Annotated in this window: 12 protein-coding genes; 5 read left to right on the top strand and 7 right to left on the bottom strand. The window is 34.0% G+C overall.

Features of this window, described 5'->3' with window-relative positions; all coding sequences use genetic code 11:
- Nucleotides 1-332: 332 nt before the first annotated feature.
- The gene (locus tag B8T70_RS09380) at nt 333-7,427 is read right to left on the bottom strand and encodes a T9SS type A sorting domain-containing protein (RefSeq protein WP_086894693.1); all 7,095 of its coding nucleotides are present in this window, start codon (nt 7,425-7,427) and stop codon (nt 333-335) included.
- A gap of 322 nt (nt 7,428-7,749) precedes the next feature.
- Entirely contained in the window at nt 7,750-8,946 is a 1,197-nt protein-coding gene (locus B8T70_RS09375) for a pyridoxal phosphate-dependent aminotransferase (protein ID WP_086894692.1), read from the bottom strand.
- A 121-nt stretch (nt 8,947-9,067) separates the two neighbouring features.
- On the opposite strand from B8T70_RS09375, the gene B8T70_RS09370 reads away from it, so the two are divergent.
- From B8T70_RS09370 to B8T70_RS09355, 4 genes are all read left to right on the top strand, one after another.
- The gene (locus tag B8T70_RS09370) at nt 9,068-10,390 is read left to right on the top strand and encodes a retropepsin-like aspartic protease (protein WP_086894691.1); all 1,323 of its coding nucleotides are present in this window, start codon (nt 9,068-9,070) and stop codon (nt 10,388-10,390) included.
- Between the two features lie 151 nt (nt 10,391-10,541).
- Nucleotides 10,542-13,181: a gliding motility-associated C-terminal domain-containing protein gene (locus tag B8T70_RS09365; protein ID WP_086894690.1), complete on the top strand. Its 2,640-nt coding sequence runs from the start codon at nt 10,542-10,544 to the stop codon at nt 13,179-13,181.
- A gap of 23 nt (nt 13,182-13,204) precedes the next feature.
- Nucleotides 13,205-14,140, top strand: a complete 936-nt coding sequence (locus tag B8T70_RS09360) for a type IX secretion system membrane protein PorP/SprF (protein ID WP_039111136.1) — start codon at nt 13,205-13,207, stop codon at nt 14,138-14,140.
- A 10-nt stretch (nt 14,141-14,150) separates the two neighbouring features.
- On the top strand, nt 14,151-16,274 hold the full coding sequence (locus B8T70_RS09355) for an OmpA family protein (protein WP_086894709.1): 2,124 nt from the start codon (nt 14,151-14,153) through the stop codon (nt 16,272-16,274).
- A gap of 393 nt (nt 16,275-16,667) precedes the next feature.
- On the opposite strand, the gene B8T70_RS09350 is transcribed toward B8T70_RS09355, so the two are convergent.
- Nucleotides 16,668-17,051 carry a DUF1573 domain-containing protein gene (locus tag B8T70_RS09350; protein ID WP_035619044.1) on the bottom strand — a complete coding sequence of 128 codons (384 nt, stop codon included), beginning with the start codon at nt 17,049-17,051 and terminating at the stop codon, nt 16,668-16,670.
- 240 nt (nt 17,052-17,291) lie between these two features.
- Between B8T70_RS09350 and B8T70_RS09345 the strand changes: the two genes are divergently transcribed.
- Nucleotides 17,292-19,925: a valine--tRNA ligase gene (locus B8T70_RS09345; protein WP_086894689.1), complete on the top strand. Its 2,634-nt coding sequence runs from the start codon at nt 17,292-17,294 to the stop codon at nt 19,923-19,925.
- A 75-nt stretch (nt 19,926-20,000) separates the two neighbouring features.
- On the opposite strand, the gene B8T70_RS09340 is transcribed toward B8T70_RS09345, so the two are convergent.
- The 4 genes from B8T70_RS09340 to B8T70_RS09325 all read right to left on the bottom strand — a co-directional run bounded on the left by B8T70_RS09340 (nt 20,001) and on the right by B8T70_RS09325 (nt 25,512).
- On the bottom strand, nt 20,001-20,621 hold the full coding sequence (locus B8T70_RS09340; RefSeq protein ID WP_086894688.1) for a GyrI-like domain-containing protein: 621 nt from the start codon (nt 20,619-20,621) through the stop codon (nt 20,001-20,003).
- Between the two features lie 69 nt (nt 20,622-20,690).
- Nucleotides 20,691-22,004, bottom strand: a complete 1,314-nt coding sequence (locus B8T70_RS09335; RefSeq protein ID WP_086894687.1) for an APC family permease — start codon at nt 22,002-22,004, stop codon at nt 20,691-20,693.
- 316 nt (nt 22,005-22,320) lie between these two features.
- Nucleotides 22,321-24,579, bottom strand: a complete 2,259-nt coding sequence (locus B8T70_RS09330; protein WP_086894686.1) for a TonB-dependent siderophore receptor — start codon at nt 24,577-24,579, stop codon at nt 22,321-22,323.
- Nucleotides 24,580-24,789: 210 nt separating this feature from the next.
- Nucleotides 24,790-25,512, bottom strand: a complete 723-nt coding sequence (locus B8T70_RS09325; protein WP_086894685.1) for a DUF4198 domain-containing protein — start codon at nt 25,510-25,512, stop codon at nt 24,790-24,792.
- Nucleotides 25,513-25,674: the final 162 nt, after the last annotated feature.

Raw genomic sequence — 25,674 nt, 5'->3', positions numbered from 1 at the left:
ACTATTTAATCTTCACTTTTTAGATTAGATGCACGTAGTTGCCTAAAACAGAAATGACAACAACTTTTGATTGTTGTTATCATTCACACTTTATTAACTAATTGTTTCTTTTGTTGTCTATTATTTTTGGCAATATAGGCTAAAATGTTTTGTTTTAAAGTATTAACTCTGTCCATTAATTCTTCTTTGTTCAAGATAAATGTAATTTGCATTTGGTTTAATCTCATTTTAATCTAGAATAGAAACCTACTGCAGATTTATAAAAAAACCTCTCAGAATTTAATCAGAGAGGTTTTTCTTCATTTACATTTCTCAAAAAGAAGAAATCTTTATTATTTTTTAATTAACTTATGTGTACTTACTGTACCATTACCATTTACAATCTTTATAATATAAAATCCAGAATTTAGATTTCCAATATTTACAGTATTAGATTGACTTGTTAAGGTATTGTTCTGTACCAGTTTTCCATCGATAGAGTAAATACTCATCGTTGAATTTACAGAAGCTGTATTCTCTAAGTTTACATTAATTTCGTTATAAGCAGGGTTAGGGTAAATAATTACATGTTGAGCTTCGGTATTTAATAATTCTTCCGAAATATTTGCTGCCGAACGTTTAGTCATTACGCTATCTTTTACGTCTGCCTTAGACAAAGGCCCCCAGTTATTAGTGATAAAAGCTCTCGATACCAACGAATAAGTCCCCGAAGAAAGTGTAATACCTTTATTTGCATCGTACAGAAATGCCGATGGAGAAACAACACCATCTTTGCCCATAGGATCTGAACCATCGGTCGTATAATACACTTGTGTTCCTGTATTAGGATTGTTAATTGTAATATGCCCTGTAACAGTTGTATCAAATGGTGTTGCCAGCAAAGTATGAACCATATTGTATTCTTGCCATTTTTGCAATGAATAAGATACCCTTTCAGGTACTTGAGCTATTACTCTGGGTACATCTATATTTTTCCAATAATTGTAGACTTCTCTGTCATAAGACATATAAGCTGCGTCCAGTTTATACACATTATTCAGTTCGGTCACTGTAGTTTTTATCTTAGTCTGCACATTACTCACAGAAAGAGGAGCTGCAACCGTACTTTTTGAATCTCCAAATGCTGCCTGTACATAATCTTTTACGAGTGTTTTAAATTCGAGGTTACCCGTAGTTTGATTCGTATTTGAGCCCATGAAGTTGCCGAATAAGCCACCAGGTCCTAATCTGGAATCATTTAAAATCCATTTTTGTTTGTAATTACCTCCGCCGCCAGCAAAACCTATTGCAGGCATTGTTGTTGATGAAGTAGGGGCTGTGAATCCTCCAAAAAACGCACCATCGGTATCATTTATATTCATTTTGGCTTTCATGAAAGTCGGTGCATAATTGTGTACTATGGCAATTGCTTCGTTTTCGGTATCAGTAAACATAAACATAATCTGGAATTTGATTAAGTCTTCAACATCTACCCAATTTTTAAAACCTTGAAAATCTTTGGCTGCTGCGAGTTTTTTTATATTTTGCCAAATGGCAGTACTACCATCGCCTTCCTCAACAACACCTCCTGGGAAATTACCATCCTGTAAATTTACGGTTGTGTAATTATCAGCATCATCTCCAAATACTTCTTCTAAATTGTTGGAACTGAAGTCGTTTCTCATGGTCTTAACACCTCTGTATTTACCGTTTATAAAGAAATTTACATAACGGGTGTCTAGTGCATATTTACCTATTTCTTTGCTAAGGTTCATTGTCATCTTCTCGTCGAAACGTAAGTAACCAGTATTGTAAATATTATTCTGAGGGCCATCTTGTCCTTCTTTCAATGAGATAACTTGTATCTTATTTGTGGTAGGATAAACTTCACCAGGATACGTATCAAAGAAAGGATAGTTTGCCTTTTTAACGGCTGCGTTTTTGTTAAATTTAAATTTAACTCCGCCGTTATATTGTGCTAGACTCGCTTGTCCAAACTGCTTCGTAGTAGAATTTGAGAAAAAGTTGGTATGGTCGCTATAAATATGTTTATCTATATATTCAAACGAGCCTTGTACCCAAAGAGTAGATATCTTTGCATCTGTCGATATAGAAATAATAGGTAATTCAGCTATTGCTTTTGAATATTCGTCGGCTGTTAATATATAAGTTTTATTATACCATTGCGCATAACTGGTAGGTAATTCGTTCTTATAATTGTCTTGCAATACGTAAGTGTGGGATGCTACTCCTGAATTACCTGTTGCGTCATAAGCATATACTTTAAGTACACATGATTGTTTTATAGAAACGGGAACGGTATATTTTGTTCCAACTGTTTTTGAAGGAAACTTACCATCTAATGTATAATTTATGGTAGTACCTGCGGGAGCTGTGATTGTAACATCAAAGCCTGTTGGGTATACACCTCTTTCTTTACTGAACGACAAAGCCAATCCTTGTTGACCCACACTATTAGATAAATTGTATGTAGGATTGATAAAAGCCGCTAAAGTAGTTGATGCATCTGTGCTTCGTCCGTAACTTGTATTGTATGGAGTTTCTAAGTATTTCAATTCATCCAAAGCAGTTGTTTTTTTACCTACTAAAGTCGATAAATAGAGTGTACCTCCTGTATTTTTCAAATCGAAATTAAGATGGAAGTCTCCCTTTTCTGGTTTTTTATCTGCTATTAGTGCAGCAAATCCTTTAGCAGGAACAAGAATGTTTTTTAGTATATTAAGATCTTTTTTAGTGTCTTTATTTGATACGGAAACATTACTATCGATAAGAACCATTTTATCTAGACTGTTATATATCTCTATCCAGTCTTCCTTTTGATCCGTAGTACCTTGTGCCGATACCTCGTTAATAACAAGTCCGGTCATTTGCGATGGAGTAGTTATTACATTGTTTAGCGTACTAATTACAGATGCTGCATTCGGTCCTTTTTGATTGTCTTTGTATTTAATTACTAGACGAGGTCTATACATATTACCTGCTTCGTAAGCGCGTACACGGGCAAAATTTGACGACACACCCTTGCCTTCAAATAAGAATGCTAAGCCTTGTCCGGATTCCCATCCTCTCAAACGGTTTTCGTCGATCAGTTTTTTAATATCTACTGTACGGTTTTGTGCATAATCGTTACGTGTGTCCGTATTCCATAATTCAGTATTTTCGGTATAAGTACGGCTTGAAATATTATTTTTTACCGGTGAATAAATTTGCGCATCGCCTATCTCTGATTTTATAGATACCGTAGTTGCATTACTTGAACCGTAGGCATAAAATTCGATGTATGCTTCTGTTATTTCGGCATTAGTAGGAAATTCAACAGCTTGAAAGCGAATACCTGTTTTATAAGAATCGGGTTGTCCAGCTAGTGATAAATAAGCGTCACCCAAATATATGTTACCATCCGTATTTTCGCGTCCATCATCATATCCATTGGTTACAATTGAAACAGAGGTTTGTGTTTCTGTTGGGTTTGTCACCATGCTTGGTCCTGTACCATTGTTAGCATATTTTATTACTAAGCGTGGTTTATAAAGTACTGAACCTTCATATGCATAAGCTCTTGCGCCATCGTTTATACCTAGTCCATTGAATTTGAATGCGATATTTTCGCCTGATTTCCATCCATTTAAACGAATTTCATCGATAATATTTCTCAGATTAGGAGTTCTATTTTTTGCCAAATCAGTATTCCAGGCTTCGGTTACCCAGTTGATTTTATTATTGGAGTATTGGCGAGCCGTAATGCTTTTAGGGTCATATGTATAAGGTGTTTTTTGGTTTACCTCGGTATATATATCTACAGTTGTAGCGGGGCTTGTGGCGTAAGCGTAAAATTCAATATAAGCATCTTTAATTTCTGAATTTGCCGGAATTTGAGCATTGCGAAAAATATAACCACTGTCGCTACCATCAGTACGTCCGCTCAAAAACATATAACCATCTCCTAAAGCCATATTGCCGTTGGTAAATTCTCTTCCGTCATCATTTCCGGTAGATACAATCGAAGCTTCAGTTTGTATTTCGTTAGGGTCAACCACTATACTTGGTCCAGCACCGTTAAGAACATATTTTATCACCAAGCGTGGTCTGTAAAATGATGATCCTTCGTATGCATAAGCTCTTGCCCCATCGTTTAAGCCTATTCCATTGATCTTGAATGCAATATTTTCGCCAGATTTCCATCCGTTCAAACGAATTTCGTCAATAATATTTCTCAGATTTGGAGTTCGGTTTTTTGCAAGATCGGTAGTCCAGTTTTCAGTTACCCAATGAATTTTATTATTGGAATATTCACGAGCCGTAATGTTTTTCGGGGTATAGGCATAAGGTGATTTTTGGTTCATTTCAGCATATATATCTACAGTTGTAGCAGGGCTTGTGGCGTAAGCATAAAATTCGATATAAGCATCTTTAATTTCTGCATTTGCCGGAACTTGGGCATTGCGAAAAGTAAAACCACTATCGCTGCCATCAATACGTCCGCTTAAAAACATAGCACCATCTCCTAAAGCCATATTACCGTTTGTGTATTCTCTTCCATCATCATTTCCTGTATTGATAATGGAGACATAGGTTTGTACTTCGTTCGGGTCAACCACAATACTTGGCCCTGCACCGTTGTTAACATATTTTACTACCAAACGTGGTCTATAAAGTGTAGATCCCTCGTATGCGTAAGCTCTTGCGCCGTCATTTAAAGCTTGTCCATTGAATTTAAATGCAATATTTTCGCCCGATTTCCATCCGTTTAAACGGATTTCGTCGATAACATTTCTTAGATTAGGAGTTCGGTTTTTTGCCAAATCACTGGTCCATGCTTCGGTTGCCCACTGAATGTTATTGTTGGTATACTCGCGAGCTGTTATGCTTTTAGGATTATTTGTATAAGGTGAATTTTTGCTTTTCTCAGCATATATATTTACGGTTGTAGCAGGACTTGTGGCGTATGCATAAAATTCGATATAAGCATCTTTGATTTCTGCATTTGCTGGAATCTGGGTATTTCTAAAAATAAAACCGCTGTCGCTGCCATCAGTACGTCCACTTAAGAACATAGCACCATCTCCTAAAGCCATATTGCCGTTTGTGTATTCTCTTCCATCATCATTTCCAGTATTGATAATGGAGGCATAGGTTTGCACTTCGTTCGTGTCAACCACTATACTTGGCCCTGCACCGTTGTTAACATATTTTACTACCAAACGTGGTCTATAAAGTGTAGATCCCTCGTATGCGTAAGCTCTTGCACCGTCATTTAAAGCCTGTCCATTGAATTTAAATGCAATATTTTCGCCCGATTTCCATCCGTTTAAACGGATTTCGTCTATGATATTTCTCAGGTCAGGGGTTCTTTTTTTTGCAAGATCGGTAGTCCAGGCTTCAGTCGCCCAGTGGATGTTATTAGTGGTATATTCGCGAGCCGTAATACTTTTCGGATTATAGCTGTAAGGTGATTTTTGGTTCTTCTCTGCATATATATTTACTGTTGTAGCAGGACTTGTAGCGTAAGCGTAAAATTCGATATATGCTTCTTTAATTTCTGCAGTTGCTGGAATTTGGGTATTGCGAAAAGTAAAACCACTGTCGCTGCCATCCGTACGTCCGCTTAAAAAGATAGCGCCGTCTCCCAAAGCCATATTACCGTTAGTATATTCTCTTCCGTCATCATTTCCTGTAGACACAATCGAGGCAGAGGTTTGTATTTCGTTCGGGTCAACTACTATGCTTGGGCCCGCACCGTTGTTAACATATTCTACGACCAAGCGTGGTCTGTAAAGTGTTGATCCCTCGTATGCATAAGCCCTTGCTCCATCGTTTAAGCCAGTTCCATTGAATTTGAATGCGATATTTTCGCCCGATTTCCATCCGTTTAAACGGATTTCGTCGATAACATTTCTTAGATTAGGAGTTCGGTTTTTTGCCAAATCGCTGGTCCATGCTTCGGTTGCCCACTGAATGTTGTTATTGGTATACTCGCGAGCAGTTATGCTTTTAGGATTATTTGTATAAGGCAAATTGTTGCTTTTCTCAGCGTATATATTTACGGTTGTAGCAGGACTTGTGGCGTATGCATAAAATTCGATATAAGCATCTTTGATTTCAGCATTTGCTGGAATTTGGGTATTTCTAAAAATAAAACCGCTGTCGCTGCCATCAGTACGTCCACTCAAATGCATATAACCATCTCCCAAAGCCATGTTGCCATTGGTATATTCTCTTGCATCATCATTTCCTGTTGATATAACGCTTGCTGAAACTCCATTTAGCGGATTTGTTTCGATTTTGGGACCATTACCTTCTGTTTTGTATTTTATTACAAGACGAGGTTTATATAATTCGCCCATTTCATTAGTACTTGCAGTAGCTCCATTATTTTGCAAAGTCCCAACAAATTTAAACCCGATTGCTTGACCCGATTGCCATCCCGATAGACGAGTTGCATCAATAATGTTTTTAAGATCTGGTGTTTTATGTTGTGTGTTACTAATAGTCCAAGATTCAGTAAACCAATTGACTGTGTTTGCAGAATAGTTTCTTTTAGTAATATTGCCTGAAGTGGTTGCGTATGTAGCAGCATTTGCCAACTCAGTATAGATGTTTACGGTACTTGCAGGGCTTGTACCGTATGAATAAAACTCTATGTAAGCTTCTGATATTTCTGCTTTTTCTGGTATTTCGACAACAGGAAATCTTACAACACTATTACTAGAGTCAGATCTTCCTCCTAGGTTGATGTAGCCATCTGTTAGGTACATTGATCCGTTGGTATTTTCGCGACCATCATCGGTATTAGCTAGCACGGTAGTTGTAAAAGTACCATAAGCCGATGTAAAAGTTATTTGTAATTTGGGAGCCATAGCAGCGTTTCCGTCAAAAGACCACATAACAAAGGAGCCTTTTTGATTTCCTGCTAGTTTAAAAGATATATTGGCATTTCCTACACCTGCAGGAAACATATCCTGTAACAAGTTTGTTACATCGGGTGTTGTGTACTCTTTATTTGCTACACAAGCAGGGGTATTCCATGTCACGGAATCGAATGTGTATTGGCGCCCTTTTATTGAAGTAGCAGTAGTTGGTGCAGTAGAGGTAGGGTATGCATCCGAATTTCCTCTTTCGCCAAAAATATTAACGATTGTACCCACTGTACTGGCAGTTCTTCCATAAAATATAAGATTAGCACTCTGTATAACAGCATCTGTTGGTAATGAAATTCCTTGGAAACGGATGTATGTTTCTGTAGGTGCAGCGGTAGTTCCACCCTCTAAGTATAAGCCGGTACTTGTATAGTTTACAGCATTAGATGATGTAGTTATTGCAACATCATTGTAGCTGCCTTTGATAGGAAGCTGTGTCTTTTGCTGGGCATTTAAGTAGCCACCAATGAGGCACAGTGAAGCAAGAAAAAGGTGTAGTTTTTTTTTCACGATGATTGGGTATTTTGTTGTAAATCAATATTTTGAGTATCGTGCAAAGGTATGAATATGCTCATGTGGTGTTTTCCCAGATAAGTTTTTATTGTAACATGATAAGTTTTTATTGTATCATTTAGAGCAGAAGATAAAAAGATTGTTGTATAAGGTTAAAATTAAACACACAGAATGATTAATTTTTTTTTTGTAACTGATCTAGTAAACAAGATTTGTTTAAGATTATGATTTAAATTTTGGATAAAAAAAAGCTAGGAATTCACAAATTAACATTGGCTAATTTGCGAATTCCTAGCTAAAGGATTTGAAGATTATTTTATTACTTCTTGTTATAAACTAAAAGCGCTTCTTTTAATATGTTTACTGCAGTAATTAAGTCTTTTTTATTTAAGACGTAAGCAATTCTTACCTGATTTAATCCCATTCCAGGAGTCGAATAAAATCCTGCGGCAGGAGCAACCATAACCGTTTCTCTGTTTAAATCATAGCTTTCTAAAAGCCATTGTGCAAAATCATCGGCATTTTCTATTGGTAATTGTGCGATGCAATAAAATGCTCCTTTTGGTTTTGTCACAATTACGCCATCAATTTTATTTAATTCGGTTATTAGAGTATCGCGACGACTTTTATATTCTGATATAACTTCATCAAAATAACTTTGTGGTGTGTCTATAGCAGCTTCACAGGCAATTTGTTCTATTGTTGGCGGACTCAAACGTGCCTGAGCAAATTTCATTACTGTTGCCAGAACATCTTTGTTCTTGGTAACCAAACAACCAATTCTTGCGCCACACATACTGTAGCGTTTGGAAACTGAATCGACCATAATTACATTTTGCTGTACATCTTCAAGATTCATTACTGAATAATGTACATCGTCTCCATCGTATAAAAACTCACGATAAACTTCATCGGCGATTAAATACAAATCGTGTTTTTTAATCAAAGTAGCCAATTGTTTAATTTCGGCTTCAGTATATAAATAACCTGTTGGATTACCAGGATTACATATTAAAATTGCTTTAGTTTTAGGCGTAATTAATTTTTCGACAGTTTCAATGCTTGGTAAAGCAAAGCCGCTTTCGATTGTAGAAATTACAGGAACTACAGTTGCACTTGTTGATGATGCAAAAGCATGGTAATTAGCATAAAAAGGTTCTGGAATAATAATTTCATCACCAGGATCTGTTATCGTGGCCAGTGCAAACAATAAGGCTTCAGAACCACCTGTAGTAACAATGATGTCTTCTGAGTTAACGTTTACATTTTGGCGTTGGTAAAATTTTGCTAGTTTTTTTCTATAACTTTCATATCCTGCAGATGGACTGTATTCAATAATAGTTAAATCAATATTTTTTACCGCCTCGATGGCCACTTCGGGTGTCTTGATATCCGGTTGACCAATGTTTAGATGATACACTTTGTGTCCTTTTTGTTTTGCAAGATCTGCAAAAGGAGCAAGTTTACGTATCGGTGATTCGGGCATGTTTCTGCCTTTGTGTGAAATTGTTGGCATGTGTTTTATTATTGAAGTGCAAATTTGCATTTTTTTTTCGAATTTAACGTGAACAATATTAGCACATGCTTATTTGTATTAATTAACTAAAATTTTAGTATTTTTATAAGAAATACTCTTAATGAAAAGAAAAATTACTTTGTTTTTTTTGCAAATAGTCACCTTTACTGCATTTGCACAAGATGGATTTGTTATCGATGGACATACTAACAAGATTAGTATTCCCTTTAAATTAATAAATAATTTAATATTTGTACCTATAAAGGTAAATGGAGTCGAATTAAATTTTTTATTAGACTCTGGAGTCGATGACACTGTGCTTTTTAGTTTAGAAGATAAAAAGGAAGTAAATTTTTTTAATGTCGAAAAAATAAGACTTAGAGGTTTAGGAGCCGAAGAAGCAATCGAAGGTTTAAAATCGACAAATAACACATTAGATATAAATGGATTAAAATCGACCAATCATTTATTATATATAATATTGGATCAGGATTTTAATTTGTCTTCTCATATAGGCATTCCTGTAAATGGTATTATAGGGTATCAGTTTTTTAGAAATAATTTAGTTGAGATTAATTATCAGAAGAAAAAAATTATTGTCTTTAAATCGAATGAACAAAATCGAATTAAATTTGAGAAAAAATTCAAGTCTATTCCTATTACTATAGAGAAATCCAAACCATATCTTTATTCTACTGCAGTTATAGACAGTGTTGAAACCCCTGCCAAACTTTTAATTGATATTGGGAATAGTGATGCTTTTTGGGTTTTTCAAAACTCAAGAATAAAAGTACCTAAGAAAAACTTTGAAGATTATTTAGGAAAAGGATTTAGTGGAGATATTGAGGGAAGGCGAGCCAGAGTTTCTTCGTTTTCTATTGGAGATTTTACTTTTAAGAATCCTATAATTGCTTTTCCAGATTCAAGTTCTATTCGTAATGTAAGGATGGTTCCAGATAGGATAGGTTCTGTAGGAGGGGAGATCTTAAAAAGGTTTACATTGGTTTTTGACTATGCTGATAAAAAAATATACCTCAAGAAAAATAGAGATTTCTCTCATCCTTTTACTTATAATAAAAGCGGAATTATAATTCAGCACAATGGCTTGCAATGGGTACAAGAAACTGTACATCTTGAAACTGTCCCTATGATGGGAGATTCATTTGATTCTAAAGGAGAAAAAATGAGTAATGATTTTAGATATAAATTTCAATTAAAACCTGTTTTTGAAATAGCTAATATTCGAAAAAAATCTGCTGCTGAGCTTTCAGGTCTAAAAAGCGGAGATATTATTATTAGCATCAACGGAAATAAAGCCTATAAATACTCTTTGCAACAAGTAAATGCATTGCTAAAATCGGAAGATGATATTTGGATAAATTTAGAAGTTGAGAGAGAGAGTCAAATTTTTAAATTTCGTTTTAAATTAACAGATGAATTATAAGGTGCCTGGATTTTGACAATTGTTATTGTTGGATATTGATACTAAATGTGTTAAAATATATTGTTTTTAGGTGCTAAATTGCTAAATAAATATGTTTTTTTGGTGTTAAGGAATTGTTTTGTTAGTTTTATTAGAAATTTAATAATAATATATGGTCAAAAACTACCTTGTTGCATTAAAAATACTTTTATTTTTTATTGTTTTATTCTTATTACCATCCCAAAGTATTGCACAATGTGCAGGTATAGATACTGACGTAAAAATATGTGATATTGAGAATCCAGTACATGAATCAATTAATCTACTAGGATTATTAGATGGTAATCCAACTGCTGGAGGAAAATGGACAGATGATAGTAACACTCAAGAACTAGATACTATAACGGGTATTTTATATGCGCAAAATATTAGTAGGGGTGGTGTTTATCAGTTTACCTACACAGTTCCGGCTACTCCTGGATGTGTAAGTACTACAGCGAAATTAAGAATTACTATAGGGGCTTATGCAGGAGTACCAGCTCCTTATGCTACGCCATGTAGCGATAGAGAGACTTATAATCTTTTTGAAGCATTTAATGGTACCGTTATGGGGCCACATAAAAACGGAACCTGGACTAACGGTGCAGGTCAAATTGTTCCCTCTGGATTTCCGATTAAAGGATTACAAGGAACCTTTAAATTTACGTATACAGTACCTCCAGTACCCGGCTGTATATTACTAATACCATCAGTAACGGTATGGATAACGGTTGTTAGAGCACCCGAACCAGGAAACGCAAAGGATTTATTGTTGTGCGGAAGTACAGATTTAGCCACTTATACCAATTTTGATTTGCATGGTTTACTTGTTGGTCAAGATCCTGGAGGCGAATGGAGTGGTCCAGGGATAGTAGCGCCAGGGTATAAAGTCAATCTTCAGAAAATATTTGATACGCAGGGAGCAGGAGATTATGAGTATACTTATACCGTTTTAGCACCAACTCTTAATGGTCATAGGCCATGTTCTAATAAATCGGTATCAGCAGTAATTACACTCGAAAAAAGTTTAGATTTTACAGGAGCTACTCTTGTTGTTGATTCAGATATATGTGAGACCGAAATTGCCAGTGCGACTTATTTGGCAACACTTACAAGAGGACCAGAAGTTATTCCTAATGGTAAATATAACATTACTTATACCATATCGGGACCAACAGCGACATCAGTTAAGACCGAATCAGTAATCTTTAATAATGGTGTAGTAACTTTTCCATTAGAGGCTGTTAATTTTCAGGAAGTTGGGGCTTTTAAAGTTGAAATTACGAGTATAGTTGCCGAATGGAACAAAGGTGTTTGTAAAAATATAGTGGATAATCTATCGGATATTTTAAATGTTTATCCAATTCCCAATTTAGATTCTGCAAAATTAAAAATTGACCCAATCTGTCAGAAAGAAAATGCTGTAGTACAGATTACCGGAGCTTCAAAACTTTTAAACGGAACTTATGATATTGTCTATAAACTTAGTGGAGCCAATACTGCAAATGCCCAAGGAGCATCAATAACTGTTGTTAATGGAGTTGTGTCTGATTTTATAATTCCAGCAGCTTTAATTAGTAAAGATGGAAATACCTCTGTGGTAATTACAAAGATTACAAATAGCGTTACTAAATGTACTAATACAGCTAATGTTATAGGTAATATTGTGGTTAAGCCTTTGCCTAATGCAACTAATTTTAAGGTACAAATAGATGATTTCTGTTTAAATGAACCTGTCCCTGTTACTATTTCTGGATTAGGAACTTTAAAAGATATTGCAATTTCGTACACGATTTCGGGAAGTAATTCGGCAACGACGCAAACAATCAATTTATTAGTAACAAATGCAAAAGCGAGTTTTATAATTCCGCAAAATTTACTCCTTAATACAGGTACAACCAGACTTACAATTACAAAAGTTACCAATAATGAAACTACTTGCGGTATTGCACCTACAGGTTTATTAGATGATTTTTTAATAAATGCTATTCCTACTGCACCAACAACTAATCCCCAGCTTTTTTGTAAATCAGATGAAGCAACAGTTGCCAATTTAGTACCAAACGGAACTCAATATAAGTGGTATGATTCAGTCACGGCTACGACTCCTTTAGCAGCCTCTACCATATTGGTATCGGGAAATTACTATGTTAAAGTAACGGCACCTGGAGGATGTGTATCACAAGAAAGTTTAAGTGTTATTACTGTAAATGATACACCTGCACCAGTATTAATACCTAAAGGACAAGATTTTTGTGGAATAAATAACCCTACAATTGCCGATTTATCTAATAATACAAATGCTTCGGCTTCGGTAGTTTGGTATGATGCTCCAGACAATGGAAATCAGTTAACTAAAGCAACTTTATTAGAGGACAATACAACTTATTACGGGTTTGATTTCTCAAGCACTACAAATTGTTTTTCTAATGATGTGCTGATAGCAAAAGTTTCACTTACAAATTGTACTAATGAAGAAGAGTATGCTGATTTCTTCATTCCCGACGGATTTTCGCCAAACGGAGATGGTACAAATGATACTTATACAATTCCAGATATAGACTTTTTATACCCCGATTATACCCTCGAAATTTATAACAGATATGGAAACTTAATGTTTACAGGTAATAAAAATAAACCAGAATGGGATGGTAAGAATTCCGATTCCAAAGTAATTGATGGAGTTGCACCAAATGGCGTTTATTTTTATGTTGTCCATTTCAATAAAGATAACAGATCGCCTTTGCAAGGTCGTCTTTATTTAAATCGATAATTCCTATTTAATATAATTTTCAGATGAAAAAAATAATACTAATTATAAGTTTTCTTTTCTATATCGTTCACGCTTCTGCGCAGCAAGATCCCGAATACACACATTATATGTATAATATGAGTATTGTAAATCCAGCCTATGCAACAGGAACACCAGCAATGCTAAATTTAGGAACTTTATATAGAACACAATGGGTAGGAGCAGTTGGCGCACCTAAAACATTTAACTTTTTTGCACATACTTCTTTAAGTGATAAAATAGAAGTGGGAGCCTCATTAATATCTGATGATATAGGTGATGGAGCCAAAAAAGAGAATAATTTCTATGCCGATTTTGCTTATATACTAGAGTTAGGAGGAAACAATAAACTTTCGTTAGGGCTAAAAGCAGGATTAACCTCTTTGCAAACTAATTTTAATGGATTTCAACTTCAGAGTGGGGATGTTACTACCGATTTAGCTTTCGCCGAAAACGTAAATGTTACCAAACCCAATATAGGTTTAGGAGCTTATTATTTTACAGATAAATTTTATGTTGGATTATCTGCACCAAATTTATTGAAGTCCAAACATATCGAAGAGAAATCAGGAATAAACGCGTATGGTTCCGAAGATATTCATACGTTTTTAACTGCAGGATATGTATTTCAGCTTAGTGATGCGTTCAAACTAAAACCAGCTTTTATGTCAAAATTTGTGGTTGGAGCACCAGTTTCTGTAGATATTACTGCGAATGTTTTGTACAACGAACGATTTGAACTAGGTGCTGCTTACAGGGTCGATGATGCAGTAAGTGTCCTGATGAATGTAAACGTTACCAAAGCAATTAGAGTAGGTTATGCTTATGATTATACCACAACTAATTTTGGACAGTTTAATTCTGGAACGCACGAGATTATGCTTCTTTTTGACTTGGATTTATTAGGCAAGGGATATGATAAATCACCAAGATTCTTTTAAAATGAAAAATATGAAAAAATTACTAGTTATTATATTCGTATTTTCAATACAGTTTATAAATGCTCAAGATCAAGATTTGGCTCGAGCAAAACGTTTCTTTGATAAAACATATTACAGCGAAGCTATTCCGTTGTACGAAAAAATAGTCTCCGAAAAGCCTTCGGCGGAAGCCATAAAAAACTTAGCCGATTCGTATTATTATACCAATGATTTAAAGAAAGCACAACAATATTATAGACTTCTGATTAAAAGTTATGATAAGGATTTAGATAGAAACTACTATTTTAAATATGCTCATACGCTTAAAGCGACCAATAGTTATGAAGAAGCAAATGAAGTTTTAAAACAATATTATTCTAAAAACAGTCAGGATTATTTAGACTTTGAAAATGCTACTAAAGAATTAGAGAATATTACGGCTATTGGAGAGAGATTTATTATTAAAAATCTAGCTATAAATACCAAAAACTCCGAGTTTGGAGCAGTAAAATATAAAGATAGTTTAGTTTTTGCAGCAGTAAAAAAGAGACCAGGAATATTTGATAAAATGTACAAATGGGATAATGAAACGTATCTTAATCTAGTTTCGACATCTATAAACAAGATAAAAGCAGGAGATTCGATTGCGTATTATTTTGCAAAAGAATTAAAAACAGGAATGCACGAATCTAATGCTGTTTTTACAAAAGACGGTAAAACTATTTATTTTACAAGAAATAATTATAAAAACGGACGAAGAGGAAAAAACGATGATAAAATTTCGAATCTTCAGATTTTTAGAGCTGAGCTAGTAAAAGGAAAATGGAAAAATGTGATTTCACTTCCGTTTAACAGCGAAAATTATTCAGTAGAACATCCCGCTTTAAGTCCTGATGAAAAGACATTATATTTTGCTTCGGATATGCCTGGAACATTAGGTTCATTTGATATATTTTCGGTAGCAATAAACGAAGGTGCGTATGGCAATCCTCAAAATTTAGGCGCATTAATTAATACCGATAAAAGAGAACAGTTTCCGTTTGCATCAAAAGATAATAAACTCTATTTCTCCTCCGATGGGCATTTAGGCTATGGTTTACTCGATGTTTTTGTATCCGAGATTAAAGAGAGAACATTTACAAAACCCTTGAATGTAGGTTTACCATTAAATTCAAATTTAGATGATTTCTCCTTTAATATAGATTCAGATACCAAAGAAGGATATTTTGCCTCGAACAGAGTAGGAGGAAAAGGGAGTGATGATATCTACCAGTTAAATGAAATTAAATCATTGCTGATTGAAGATTGCAAGCAACTTATTGCAGGGATAATTACAGATGTTGATACAAAATTACCGCTAGAAAATGCTGTGGTTATACTTCAGCAGGAAGAAAGCAAACAATTGCGTACGATTGTAACGGCTGCCGATGGAAAGTTTAATTTTAAAGTAGCTTGTGAGTTAGCCTATACAATTTCGGCATCTAAAGAAAATTATACGAGTAATTCCAGAATCTTAGTTCTTGATAAAACAAGAGGGAAAAGTAACGATGCATCGATGGCGCTTAAATCTCTTGAGGTCATAAAACAAGAAGAAAAAGAACTTGAAGAGCAGAAGAAACAAAAAGAAGCTTTGGAATTAGTGGCTTTAAAAGCAAAAGAGGCAAAAACTAAAGCAAATGAATTAGCACAAGCTGAAATCAAGAAAAAAGAGAAGGCAGAGAAAGCTATTACAGATCAAAAAGAAAAAGTAGAGAAGATTATTGCACAGGAAAAAGATGTTATAAGAGATAAAGACAGATTAATTATCAAGACCGATCCTATTTATTTTGATTACGATTTATGGTATATAAGAAAAGAATCTAAAGTTATCTTAAACAGAGTTTTAGAATTAATGAAGAAATATCCTGATATGGTTATCGAGATTGGTTCTCATACCGATTCCAGAGGTAATGATAAGTATAATGCTGATTTATCTCAAAAAAGAGCACAATCGACCAAAGAATATCTGGTAGATTCGGGAATTGATACTAAGAGAATTGTTGCCAAAGGTTATGGAGAATCGGTGCCGATTATAAAATGTAAAACCGATGATGCTTGTAACGAAGAACAACATGAGTTAAACCGTAGAAGCGAATTTGTGATTAAGAATTTATAAGAATTATTTATTTGGTGGGGAAATTAACCGCAAAGTTAGCAAAGGTTTACGCGAAGCTCGCAAAGCTTTAAATCTATTTAATCCTTTTAATCTGTGGCAAAAAATTAACCGTAAAGGTTCAAATGAAGGCTCTTAGGTTTTGAGGTACAAAGTGACAAAGGTTTGGTTTGCGCGTAAAAGGGAACGCGGATGATACGGATTCGCTATCGCGAAAACACAGATAAAAACGGATTTTCTATCTATTGTTTTTAAAAATCTGTTTTATCAGCGTCTTTACTTTAGTAAATCCGTTTCATCCGCGTTCCTTTGTAGCCAATTCGTGCCAAACTAAAAAAAAATCGCTTCCTAAATTTTAGGAAGCGATTTGTATTTATAAGAAGTTTGATTTGAATGTTAGTTCGCTACTTCTCCTCTAATTTTTAAAGCTACACGACCCTCAGGGTAGTTTACTGCATTAGTTTCTACAGTAATTGTTTTTCTTATTGGCCCTGGAGCCATATTAAATTTAACTTCAATTTTTCCTGATTTTCCAGGCATAATTGCCGCACTTGGTTTAGATACAATACTAATACCTGCTGTAGACTGTACTGATGTAATCATTAATGGTGCATCTCCAGAGTTAGTAAATTCAAAGGCTTTGGCCCCGTTATCACCTTTACTTACTGTACCATAATCAATCGTATTGTCCTTGGCAGCAAAATCAATTTTTGGGCCGTTTTGAGCAAGACCGATGGTTGTTACCATAAGGATTGCTATAAATGAGGCTGCTTTCTTCATTTGAAATTGTTTTAAGTTATTAAGTAAATATACTTTCTTTTAATTAATACACAAATTATTAATTCGCTTTTTATAGTGTACTTAATTATTTACTTTTGTTCTCTATTATAAATACAAAAATCAAACCAAAGTATAAAAGGGTTATTTGTTAAGCTGCCTGATCGGTTATTTTGCTGAGGTAAAAACGATTAGACAATTTAGTAATTAAACAAATTAACGATAAAACATATCCAAGATAAAATGACAATTCCAGCACAATTTGACGCTAAAACAATCGAGAACAAATGGTATGACTATTGGATGAAAAATAATTATTTTCATTCAGAGCCAGATCATAGAACACCTTATACTATTGTAATCCCTCCACCTAACGTTACAGGAGTCTTGCACATGGGACATATGCTTAACAATACCATTCAGGATGTATTGATAAGAAGAGCACGTCTTAAAGGGTTCAATGCTTGTTGGGTACCAGGAACAGACCATGCATCGATCGCTACTGAAGCTAAAGTTGTTGCTAAATTAAAAGCCGAAGGAATCAATAAAAATGATTTGACTCGTGAAGAATTCTTGGCTCATGCTTGGGAATGGACAGATAAATATGGTGGTGTAATCTTGGATCAGTTAAAAAAACTAGGAGCTTCTTGCGACTGGGAAAGAACTAAGTTTACTATGGATCCAGATATGTCAGCATCTGTAATTAAATCATTTGTAGATTTATATAACAAAGGATTAATTTATAGAGGTTACCGAATGGTAAACTGGGATCCTGAGGCAAAAACAACTTTATCTGATGAAGAAGTTATTTATGAAGAACAGCAAGGAAAATTATTTTTCCTTAAATATAAAATCGAAGGAACTGAGGAATTTTTGACTGTTGCCACAACGCGACCTGAAACTATTTTCGGAGATACTGCAATTTGTATTAATCCAAATGATGAGCGTTTTACACATTTAAAAGGTAAAAAAGCTATTATTCCTATTTCAGGAAGAGTTATTCCTATTATAGAAGACGAATATGTAGATGTAGAGTTCGGAACAGGATGTCTTAAAGTTACTCCTGCGCACGATATGAATGATAAAGCGCTAGGAGAGAAGCATAATCTGGAAATTGTAGATATCTTTAATGAAGATGCTACGCTTAATAGTTTCGGATTGCATTATCAAGGGAAAGATCGTTTTGTAGTTCGTACTGAGATTGCAAAAGAATTAGAAGAAATTGGTGCTTTGGCGAAAACTGAGATACACCTTAATAAAGTAGGAACTTCTGAAAGAACGAAAGCAGTTATCGAACCAAGATTATCAGATCAATGGTTTCTTAAAATGGAAGATTTAGTAAAACCAGCAATTAAATCTGTTTTAGTTGATGGTGATATTAAATTACACCCAAAACGTTTTGAAAATACCTACGCGCATTGGTTAAATAATATTCGCGATTGGAATATCTCTCGTCAGTTATGGTGGGGACAACAAATTCCAGCTTATTTTTATGGAGACGGAAAAGAAGATTTTGTAGTTGCAGAAAACATAGAAGACGCTTTAAAATTAGCACAAGAAAAAACGGCTAACAATTCACTAAAGACATCTGACTTAAAACAGGATGTTGATGCCTTAGATACTTGGTTCTCCTCTTGGTTATGGCCAATGTCGGTTTTTGGTGGAATAATGGATCCAGAAAGCGAAGATTTTAAATATTATTATCCAACTAACGACTTGGTTACAGGTCCGGATATTTTATTTTTCTGGGTTGCCAGAATGATTATTGCTGGTTATGAATATGCAGGCGAAAAACCATTTACAAATGTATATTTAACAGGTTTAGTACGTGATAAGCAACGTCGTAAAATGTCTAAATCATTAGGTAATTCACCTGATCCTTTAGATTTAATTGATACATTCGGTGCTGATGGAGTTCGTGTAGGATTACTTTTAAGTGCTTCTGCAGGAAATGATATCATGTTTGATGAAGAATTATGTAACCAAGGAAAAGGATTTTCTAATAAAATATGGAATGCCTTTAAATTGATCAAAGGATGGGAAGTTTCGGATACAATTCCTCAACCAGAATCATCAAAAGTAGCAATCGAATGGTACGAAGCTAAATTGCAACAAACATTAGTTGACATTGAAGATAATTTTGACAAATATAGAATTTCAGATGCTTTAATGGGGATTTATAAATTAGTTTGGGATGATTTCTGTTCATGGTTCCTTGAAATGATTAAGCCAGCTTACCAACAACCTATTGACAGTGCTACTTTTGCGAAAGCAATAGAAATGTTAGAAAGTAACTTGAAATTGTTACACCCGTTTATGCCTTTCTTAACAGAGGAAATTTGGCATATAATTGCCGATAGAACTCCAGAAGAAGCTTTAATTGTTTCGACTTGGCCAGAATTGAAACCTTTTGATGCTAAATTAATTGCTGATTTTGAAAACACAAGCGAGGTAATTTCTGGAATAAGAACAATCCGTAAAGACAAGAATATTCCGTTTAAAGATGTTATTGAATTAAAGGTTGTAAACAACGATAAAGCTTCTACTTATTTTGATTCGGTTGTAACCAAATTAGGAAACATTACTTCATTAGAATATGTTTCGGATAAAGTAGATGGAGCATTATCTTTTAGAGTAAAATCGAATGAATATTTTATTCCGATAACAGGAAATATTAATGTTGAAGAAGAAATTGCAAAACTTACTGCAGAGTTAGTTTATACACAAGGATTCTTAAAATCGGTTCAGTCTAAATTGGCAAATGAGAAATTTGTTGCAGGTGCGCCAGAGAAAGTTTTGGCAAACGAAAAACAAAAGGAAGCAGATGCATTAGCAAAAATTGCTACAATTGAGCAAAGTATTGCTGGTTTGAAATAAGAACTAGATTTTCTTTTAAAAATAAAAAATCCCAGTACTAGTTTTAGTATTGGGATTTTTGCATTTAAGGAGGCTTTATTTTACAGGTTCTCTTAGTATTGTTCTCAATTTTTCAGGAGGTGTTTTTCGGAAATCCGATAAATAGATTTCATGATGCATTCCGTTTTTCTGCAAATTATTTTCCTTAGAAAATTCCTGAATTTGTTTAAGAGTTTCGGGCTCATTAGCAAAAGGTCCAATATGAAGAATTTGTATTACTTTGCCTTCAGTCATTTCATAAAATTCAATTGTACTTGCTAGTTTTATTTGTTTTTTGATGGCAATATCAATAGCAGTTTCAACTTGTTCTTTGGTGACAAAATCTGGCATTCTAATCATGATTCTGTAATTCCATTCGCTTCTTGGGATTTTTAATGGTGCTTCATCAATAGATACGTTATTGTATTTTTCTTCATCAAAACTCCATAAAGCTTCAAGTTTAGGAACAACAAAGTCATTGTTTAATGCTTTGCACATAAACTTTATCGCATAAGCTGTTGGATACAACGCCTGGATATTATTTGCAAAAGCTTCTCCAGAAGGATCGCCTTTACCTACAATTGATAAATAATGTGCTTTTTCAATATAAACTATCTGAGGTTCAGTTTTGGCAGTATAATATACCTTATCTGTTTTTGTTAAATCTAATTTATTCATTTTTTGTATGTTTAGATTACAAAGTAAATTACATCTGGTGACAACCCTATGTCATCAGTAATTCAGTTTTTACTTCTTTCTGGTTAAAACCAAAAATAAAGGATAAGAAATCAAGGTGATACCAACTATAATTATAAAGCTTTTAGGATCGCTATATATAAATCCTATCAATAGTGCTAATGATACCAAAATAGCCAAAATAGTAGTCCATGGATACCAAAAAGAACGATAAGCTCTTGGTAAATCAGGTTCTGAAATTCTTAGTTTAAGAAGCGAAAAATAAGCTAATCCCCAAACAATAATAGAGGTGAAGGCTGCAAAGGAAAATAAGACTTCAAACGAGCCGATACAAATTAAGAATAAACTAAATAATGAGGAAACCAAAAGAGCAACAATTGGAGTTCCGCCTTTGTTTACCGCTGTTCCTTTTTTGATAAAAAAGCCATCACGACTTAATCCGTATAAAATTCTTGGCGGTATCATCATAAATGCATTCAAGATACTAATCAGAGAAAAAATAGAAATGACTGTAACTATTATAGCACCATTTTTTCCGAAGATAATATTTGCCACATCGGCAGCAACCAAATTAGATTTTGCCACAGTTTCAAGTGGTAAAACATGTAAAAAAGCAATGTTTACTAAAACATAAATAGCAATTACAAGTAGTACGCCGCTAAATAATGATTTCGGAATGTTTTTGCTCGGATCGTCATTTTCTTCTGCAAAAAAGCAGACGCTATTCCAGCCGTTATATGTTCCGATAATAAGCTGAAGTGATTTAAATAATCCAAATAAAATACCAATCTGAAAGACGGAACTGTCTTTTTGAATCGGAGCTAATTTTACTCCCGAATACATAAAACAAGCAACTACTAAGGCAACAAAACAAATTACTTTAATGAAGCTGGTAATTTGTTGGATAATACTCCCATTTTTTACGCCACTTAAATGTAATAATACAAATGCTATTAATAGTGAGATGGCAATTGTTGTTGAGTAGTTTTGCAGACTTGGAAATAAGATAATGATATATTCACTGATAACAATGCAGTAAAAAGCAGGCGGAATTACATTGGTAATATAATCAAACCAACCCGAGAGAAAACCTGCATAGTTGCCAAAAGCTCTTTTTATATAATTATAGGATCCTCCAGCTTTAGGGAGCATAGTAGCTAGTTCGGCATAGGAATTGGCTCCAATTAAGACAAACAATCCTCCAAAAAGCCAAGAAGCTATAATGAGCCAGTAATTATCTAATAATCCCGCAATTGTACCCGGTGTGCGCAAAATTCCAACTCCTATAGTACCTCCAATTAATACCGCAATATTAAAACTTAGCCCAAGGCTTTTTTTTAATTGGTTCTTTTTGGAGTCTATCATATTTAGAATTTTTGTCGGATGTTGAGGTTCGGATTATTTGCTTGGCAAAAGTAATACAATTAATGTACTTTTCTTTAAAACAAAAAACCTCGTTTAGTAATAAACAAGGTTTGATTTTTATAATAACGAATAGGAATTAAGCTAGTAAAAACAAGAATGCAAGCGGGAAAAACGTTCGATGCTAGTTTCTAATTTCTGAGTTTAAAGCTAACCTTGGTTGAATATTTATATTTGACTAAAATTAAAAACCTTTTTCTGATTTTCATTAAATGAAAATTTCAGAAAAAGGTTTTTATTAAGAGAAACTAAATGTTTCTTAGAATTTATATCTTAAGCTTGTCATTACTTGACGAGGTGCAATTGGATTCACACTATAATTCTCGTGAACTGTATAATTTAATTCGTTTGTAATGTTTGATAATTTACATAAGATTGAGATTTTTCTCCAAGTGTAACCTGCAGATACATCAATTGTAGTGTAGGCGTCTAAAGGAATTTCTCTGTCGTTGATTCCGTTTGGTTTCTTAGAGTCGTATTGACTGTTCCAACCACCAACTCTATCTCCGATGTAATTTCCGATTGCTCCAATAGAAACACCTTTTAGTAAACCGTCTTGTACAGTATAAAAGAAACTTAAGTTTGCAGTATTAGCTGGAGTTCTTACTAAACGATCTCCTTCGATAAAACTACCGTTAGCTCCAGAAGTTTTTGTGTAACGCATATCGTTATAGCTATAACCAGCGATGATACTTAAACCGTCAACAGGTTTAGCAGTAATGTCAATTTCTATACCTTTACTTTTAGTTTCTCCACTTAAAACTTTAATAGTTGAATCTGTGTTAGCAGATCCGTCAGCTTTAAATTCAGCAGTTTGTGCTAAATTACTATTAGTAATTTGGTAAACAGTAACATTGGTACTTAATAAACCTCTCCAGAAATCTTTCTTCACACCAAACTCATATTGGTCAATGATAGAAGGTTTTATAGCTTGCATATCTACAGTTGTACCTGTGTTAGGTGTAAACGAGTTAGAGTAGCTTCCAAATAAAGAGATGTCTTTTGTTGGTTGAAAAACAAGACCTACTTTTGGAGAAAAGGCTTGATCTGTAAGTTTATCACCTTTAGGTAATCTAGATGGATTTTTTGAATAATCAATTGTTTCTGCTTGAGTTTCTTGCCATGACCAACGTAATCCTGCTAGAACCTTAAATTGTTCTGTGATTGAAATTAAATCCTGGAAATAAATTCCAAAACGATTAGAATCTGTGTTTACAAGTTTAGTTGCTTTTGCATTTGGGATGTCCATACGTTGTCCTGCATAAGTAAGATCGTAAATATTTACACGATCGTATGCATTTGGAATGTAATTTCCTTTAGCATCCTCTTCTGCTTGTTCGTTGAAAGCATAAGTATACCCTTGTGCAAATGAATTTTCGAAATCAACACCTGTAAAAAGTTGGTGTTTTATTCTTCCAGTATTGAAAGTTCCTTGTAAGCTTAATTGGTCTCCCATTATTTGTTCAAAATTATCATTTTGACCTAATGGACGAATATAATCACCGTCTACATAATTTGGAATAGTAGTATCAATAGATACACGCTCTGTACCTTTAGATGTTCTGTGGTAATTTTGGAAAGAAGTATTAAAGTTTAATTTCCAATTATCATTAAAATCGTGGTTAACTAAAGCCGAAATACTTGTTTGAGTCGTTTTTCCGTTTGACCAAAGTGCTCCTAAATATTTACCTCTTGGTACATCTGCAAGTTCTTTACCGATTATTCCTGTTCCAAAATCTGGAGTCCAGTCATAGCTTAAATAATCTCCTTGTAATGTAATTTGAGTTTTGTTATTTACTTTAAATAAGAACGAAGGGTTTATATAATAACGCTCATTTTTTACAATATCTCTAAAGCTTTCAGAGTTTTCGTAAGTACCTGTAAAACGATATGCGATGTGTTTGTTTAAAGGTCCGTAAACATCTACTGATGGTTTGTAAAAAGAGTTACTTCCCATTTGCATAGATACCTCGCCACCATGTGTAAATTGTGGAGTTTTAGTAACCATATTAATAATTCCACCAGGAGCAACGTTTCCGTATAATAATGCAGCACTTCCTTTTAAGAACTCTACTTTATCTAAAGAAGAAACTTCGGGCATAGATCCACTGCTGTAACGAAATCCGTTTTTGAACATATTATTCGTAGACATATCGTAACCTCTGGAGAAAAAAGATTCCTGAGCACCACCACGAGCTGATCCTACATAAACACCATTCATGTTTTTTGTAACATCACTTAATCTAATAGCTTGTTGTTGCTCGATTACTACATTGTCTATTACTTGTACACTTTGTGGTAAATCCATTACTTTTATACCTGAACGTATAGCAGTTACGGGTTTTCTTTGTTTATTAGCTGTAACTACAACTTCGTTAAGAACTTCGCCTTTTTTGTTTTTTACAGTATCAGTAATTGCTATAGCAGTTTCGTGATTTTCGGTTGTGTTTGCTCTTCCTTGTGCAAAACCAGACAGACCGAATAATAAACCTAGAGTAGGCAATAGAATATATTTCATGATTGTTTATTTGGAATAAAAAAAAATAACGGTGCAAAAGTAATGTCTATGATTGAATAATCAAAGCTTATTTAGATTAATTACGTATAGTTTTTAACAAATTTTTAAGGTTTGGTTTAGCGTATAAATAATAAAACCCTGTTTATACAAACAGGGTTTTGCTTTTTTATATAAAAAGATGCTATAAAAACTCTTTTTTAAGGAATTAAGTTATTTAACTTCAATTGAGTAAGTTGCCATTTTCCAGATTTCATCGTATTTTTTCCCATTATGTTCACCAGCACTTTTTTCTGTGTGAGCAAATTCTACCATATATTGTCCAGACCAAATAGGAGTAAATTCAAATTGTCCTTTTTCGTCAGTATATAATTCTTTTTCCCAACCGTTTGGAGCAATTACTTTAATTTTTTGTTTTTTGGCAGCAGCACCTTCATATAATGCAGATCCAGATAGTTTTACATTTTTCTTAGCTACATCAGCACTTTCAGAAAACACACCAATTGTATTTTTGTTTGCTGTAGCATTATTACCTGCAGTTTTGTTTCCAACAACAACATTGGCGCTTGAGTTATAATCTAATTTCATTGTGCCGTATACATCCTTTACAGTATGTTGCATTACTACTGTATAAACTCCATCTTCCTCTGGAGTAAAAAAGGCTTGGTATTTTTTCTCTAAAGCTGTTGGAGTTAATTTGATTTCTTTTTTAGATGGGCTTATCAATACTAAAGAGAAATCTTTTAAATCCGAAAACCATTTAGAAGCAGGAGTAATATCATTATCTGAGAATTCGCCAAAGTATATTGAAATTTCTTGTGGTTTCCCTTTTGTTCCAGTTGCTTTAGCTTCGATCCAAAGAGCGTGAGCAAATAATTGTGGGCTTAGTATAAGAGTTAATAATACTAATAGCGTTTTTAAAGAGCTTAATTTCATGATGTAAAATATTTAAGTTAATTTTTATTAGAAATTCCTTTAGCATATGTTTTGCATAAGGAATTCGTTTATTTTAAAATTTGTAACAAATGTAAAATTTAAAACTTATTAATCAATGCTTATTTAGACTAATTATTAATAATATTTTGAAATATTTATATA

This window comes from Flavobacterium sp. AJR (assembly GCF_002156885.1).
In the GTDB taxonomy this organism is placed as follows: domain Bacteria; phylum Bacteroidota; class Bacteroidia; order Flavobacteriales; family Flavobacteriaceae; genus Flavobacterium.
The sequence above is the reverse complement of the archived record's forward strand: the minus strand, read 5'-3'. Positions and strand labels throughout refer to the sequence as shown.

What these genes read in the sequence shown, in the direction of transcription:
- B8T70_RS09370 (WP_086894691.1), top strand. Translation starts at nt 9,068, where the DNA reads ATGAAAAGAAAAATTACTTTGTTTTTTTTGCAAATAGTCACCTTTACT.
- B8T70_RS09375 (WP_086894692.1), bottom strand. Translation starts at nt 8,946, where the DNA reads ATGCCAACAATTTCACACAAAGGCAGAAACATGCCCGAATCACCGATA.
- B8T70_RS09330 (WP_086894686.1), bottom strand. Translation starts at nt 24,579, where the DNA reads ATGAAATATATTCTATTGCCTACTCTAGGTTTATTATTCGGTCTGTCT.
- B8T70_RS09350 (WP_035619044.1), bottom strand. Translation starts at nt 17,051, where the DNA reads ATGAAGAAAGCAGCCTCATTTATAGCAATCCTTATGGTAACAACCATC.
- B8T70_RS09365 (WP_086894690.1), top strand. Translation starts at nt 10,542, where the DNA reads ATGGTCAAAAACTACCTTGTTGCATTAAAAATACTTTTATTTTTTATT.
- B8T70_RS09325 (WP_086894685.1), bottom strand. Translation starts at nt 25,512, where the DNA reads ATGAAATTAAGCTCTTTAAAAACGCTATTAGTATTATTAACTCTTATA.
- B8T70_RS09340 (WP_086894688.1), bottom strand. Translation starts at nt 20,621, where the DNA reads ATGAATAAATTAGATTTAACAAAAACAGATAAGGTATATTATACTGCC.
- B8T70_RS09355 (WP_086894709.1), top strand. Translation starts at nt 14,151, where the DNA reads ATGAAAAAATTACTAGTTATTATATTCGTATTTTCAATACAGTTTATA.
- B8T70_RS09360 (WP_039111136.1), top strand. Translation starts at nt 13,205, where the DNA reads ATGAAAAAAATAATACTAATTATAAGTTTTCTTTTCTATATCGTTCAC.
- B8T70_RS09345 (WP_086894689.1), top strand. Translation starts at nt 17,292, where the DNA reads ATGACAATTCCAGCACAATTTGACGCTAAAACAATCGAGAACAAATGG.
- B8T70_RS09335 (WP_086894687.1), bottom strand. Translation starts at nt 22,004, where the DNA reads ATGATAGACTCCAAAAAGAACCAATTAAAAAAAAGCCTTGGGCTAAGT.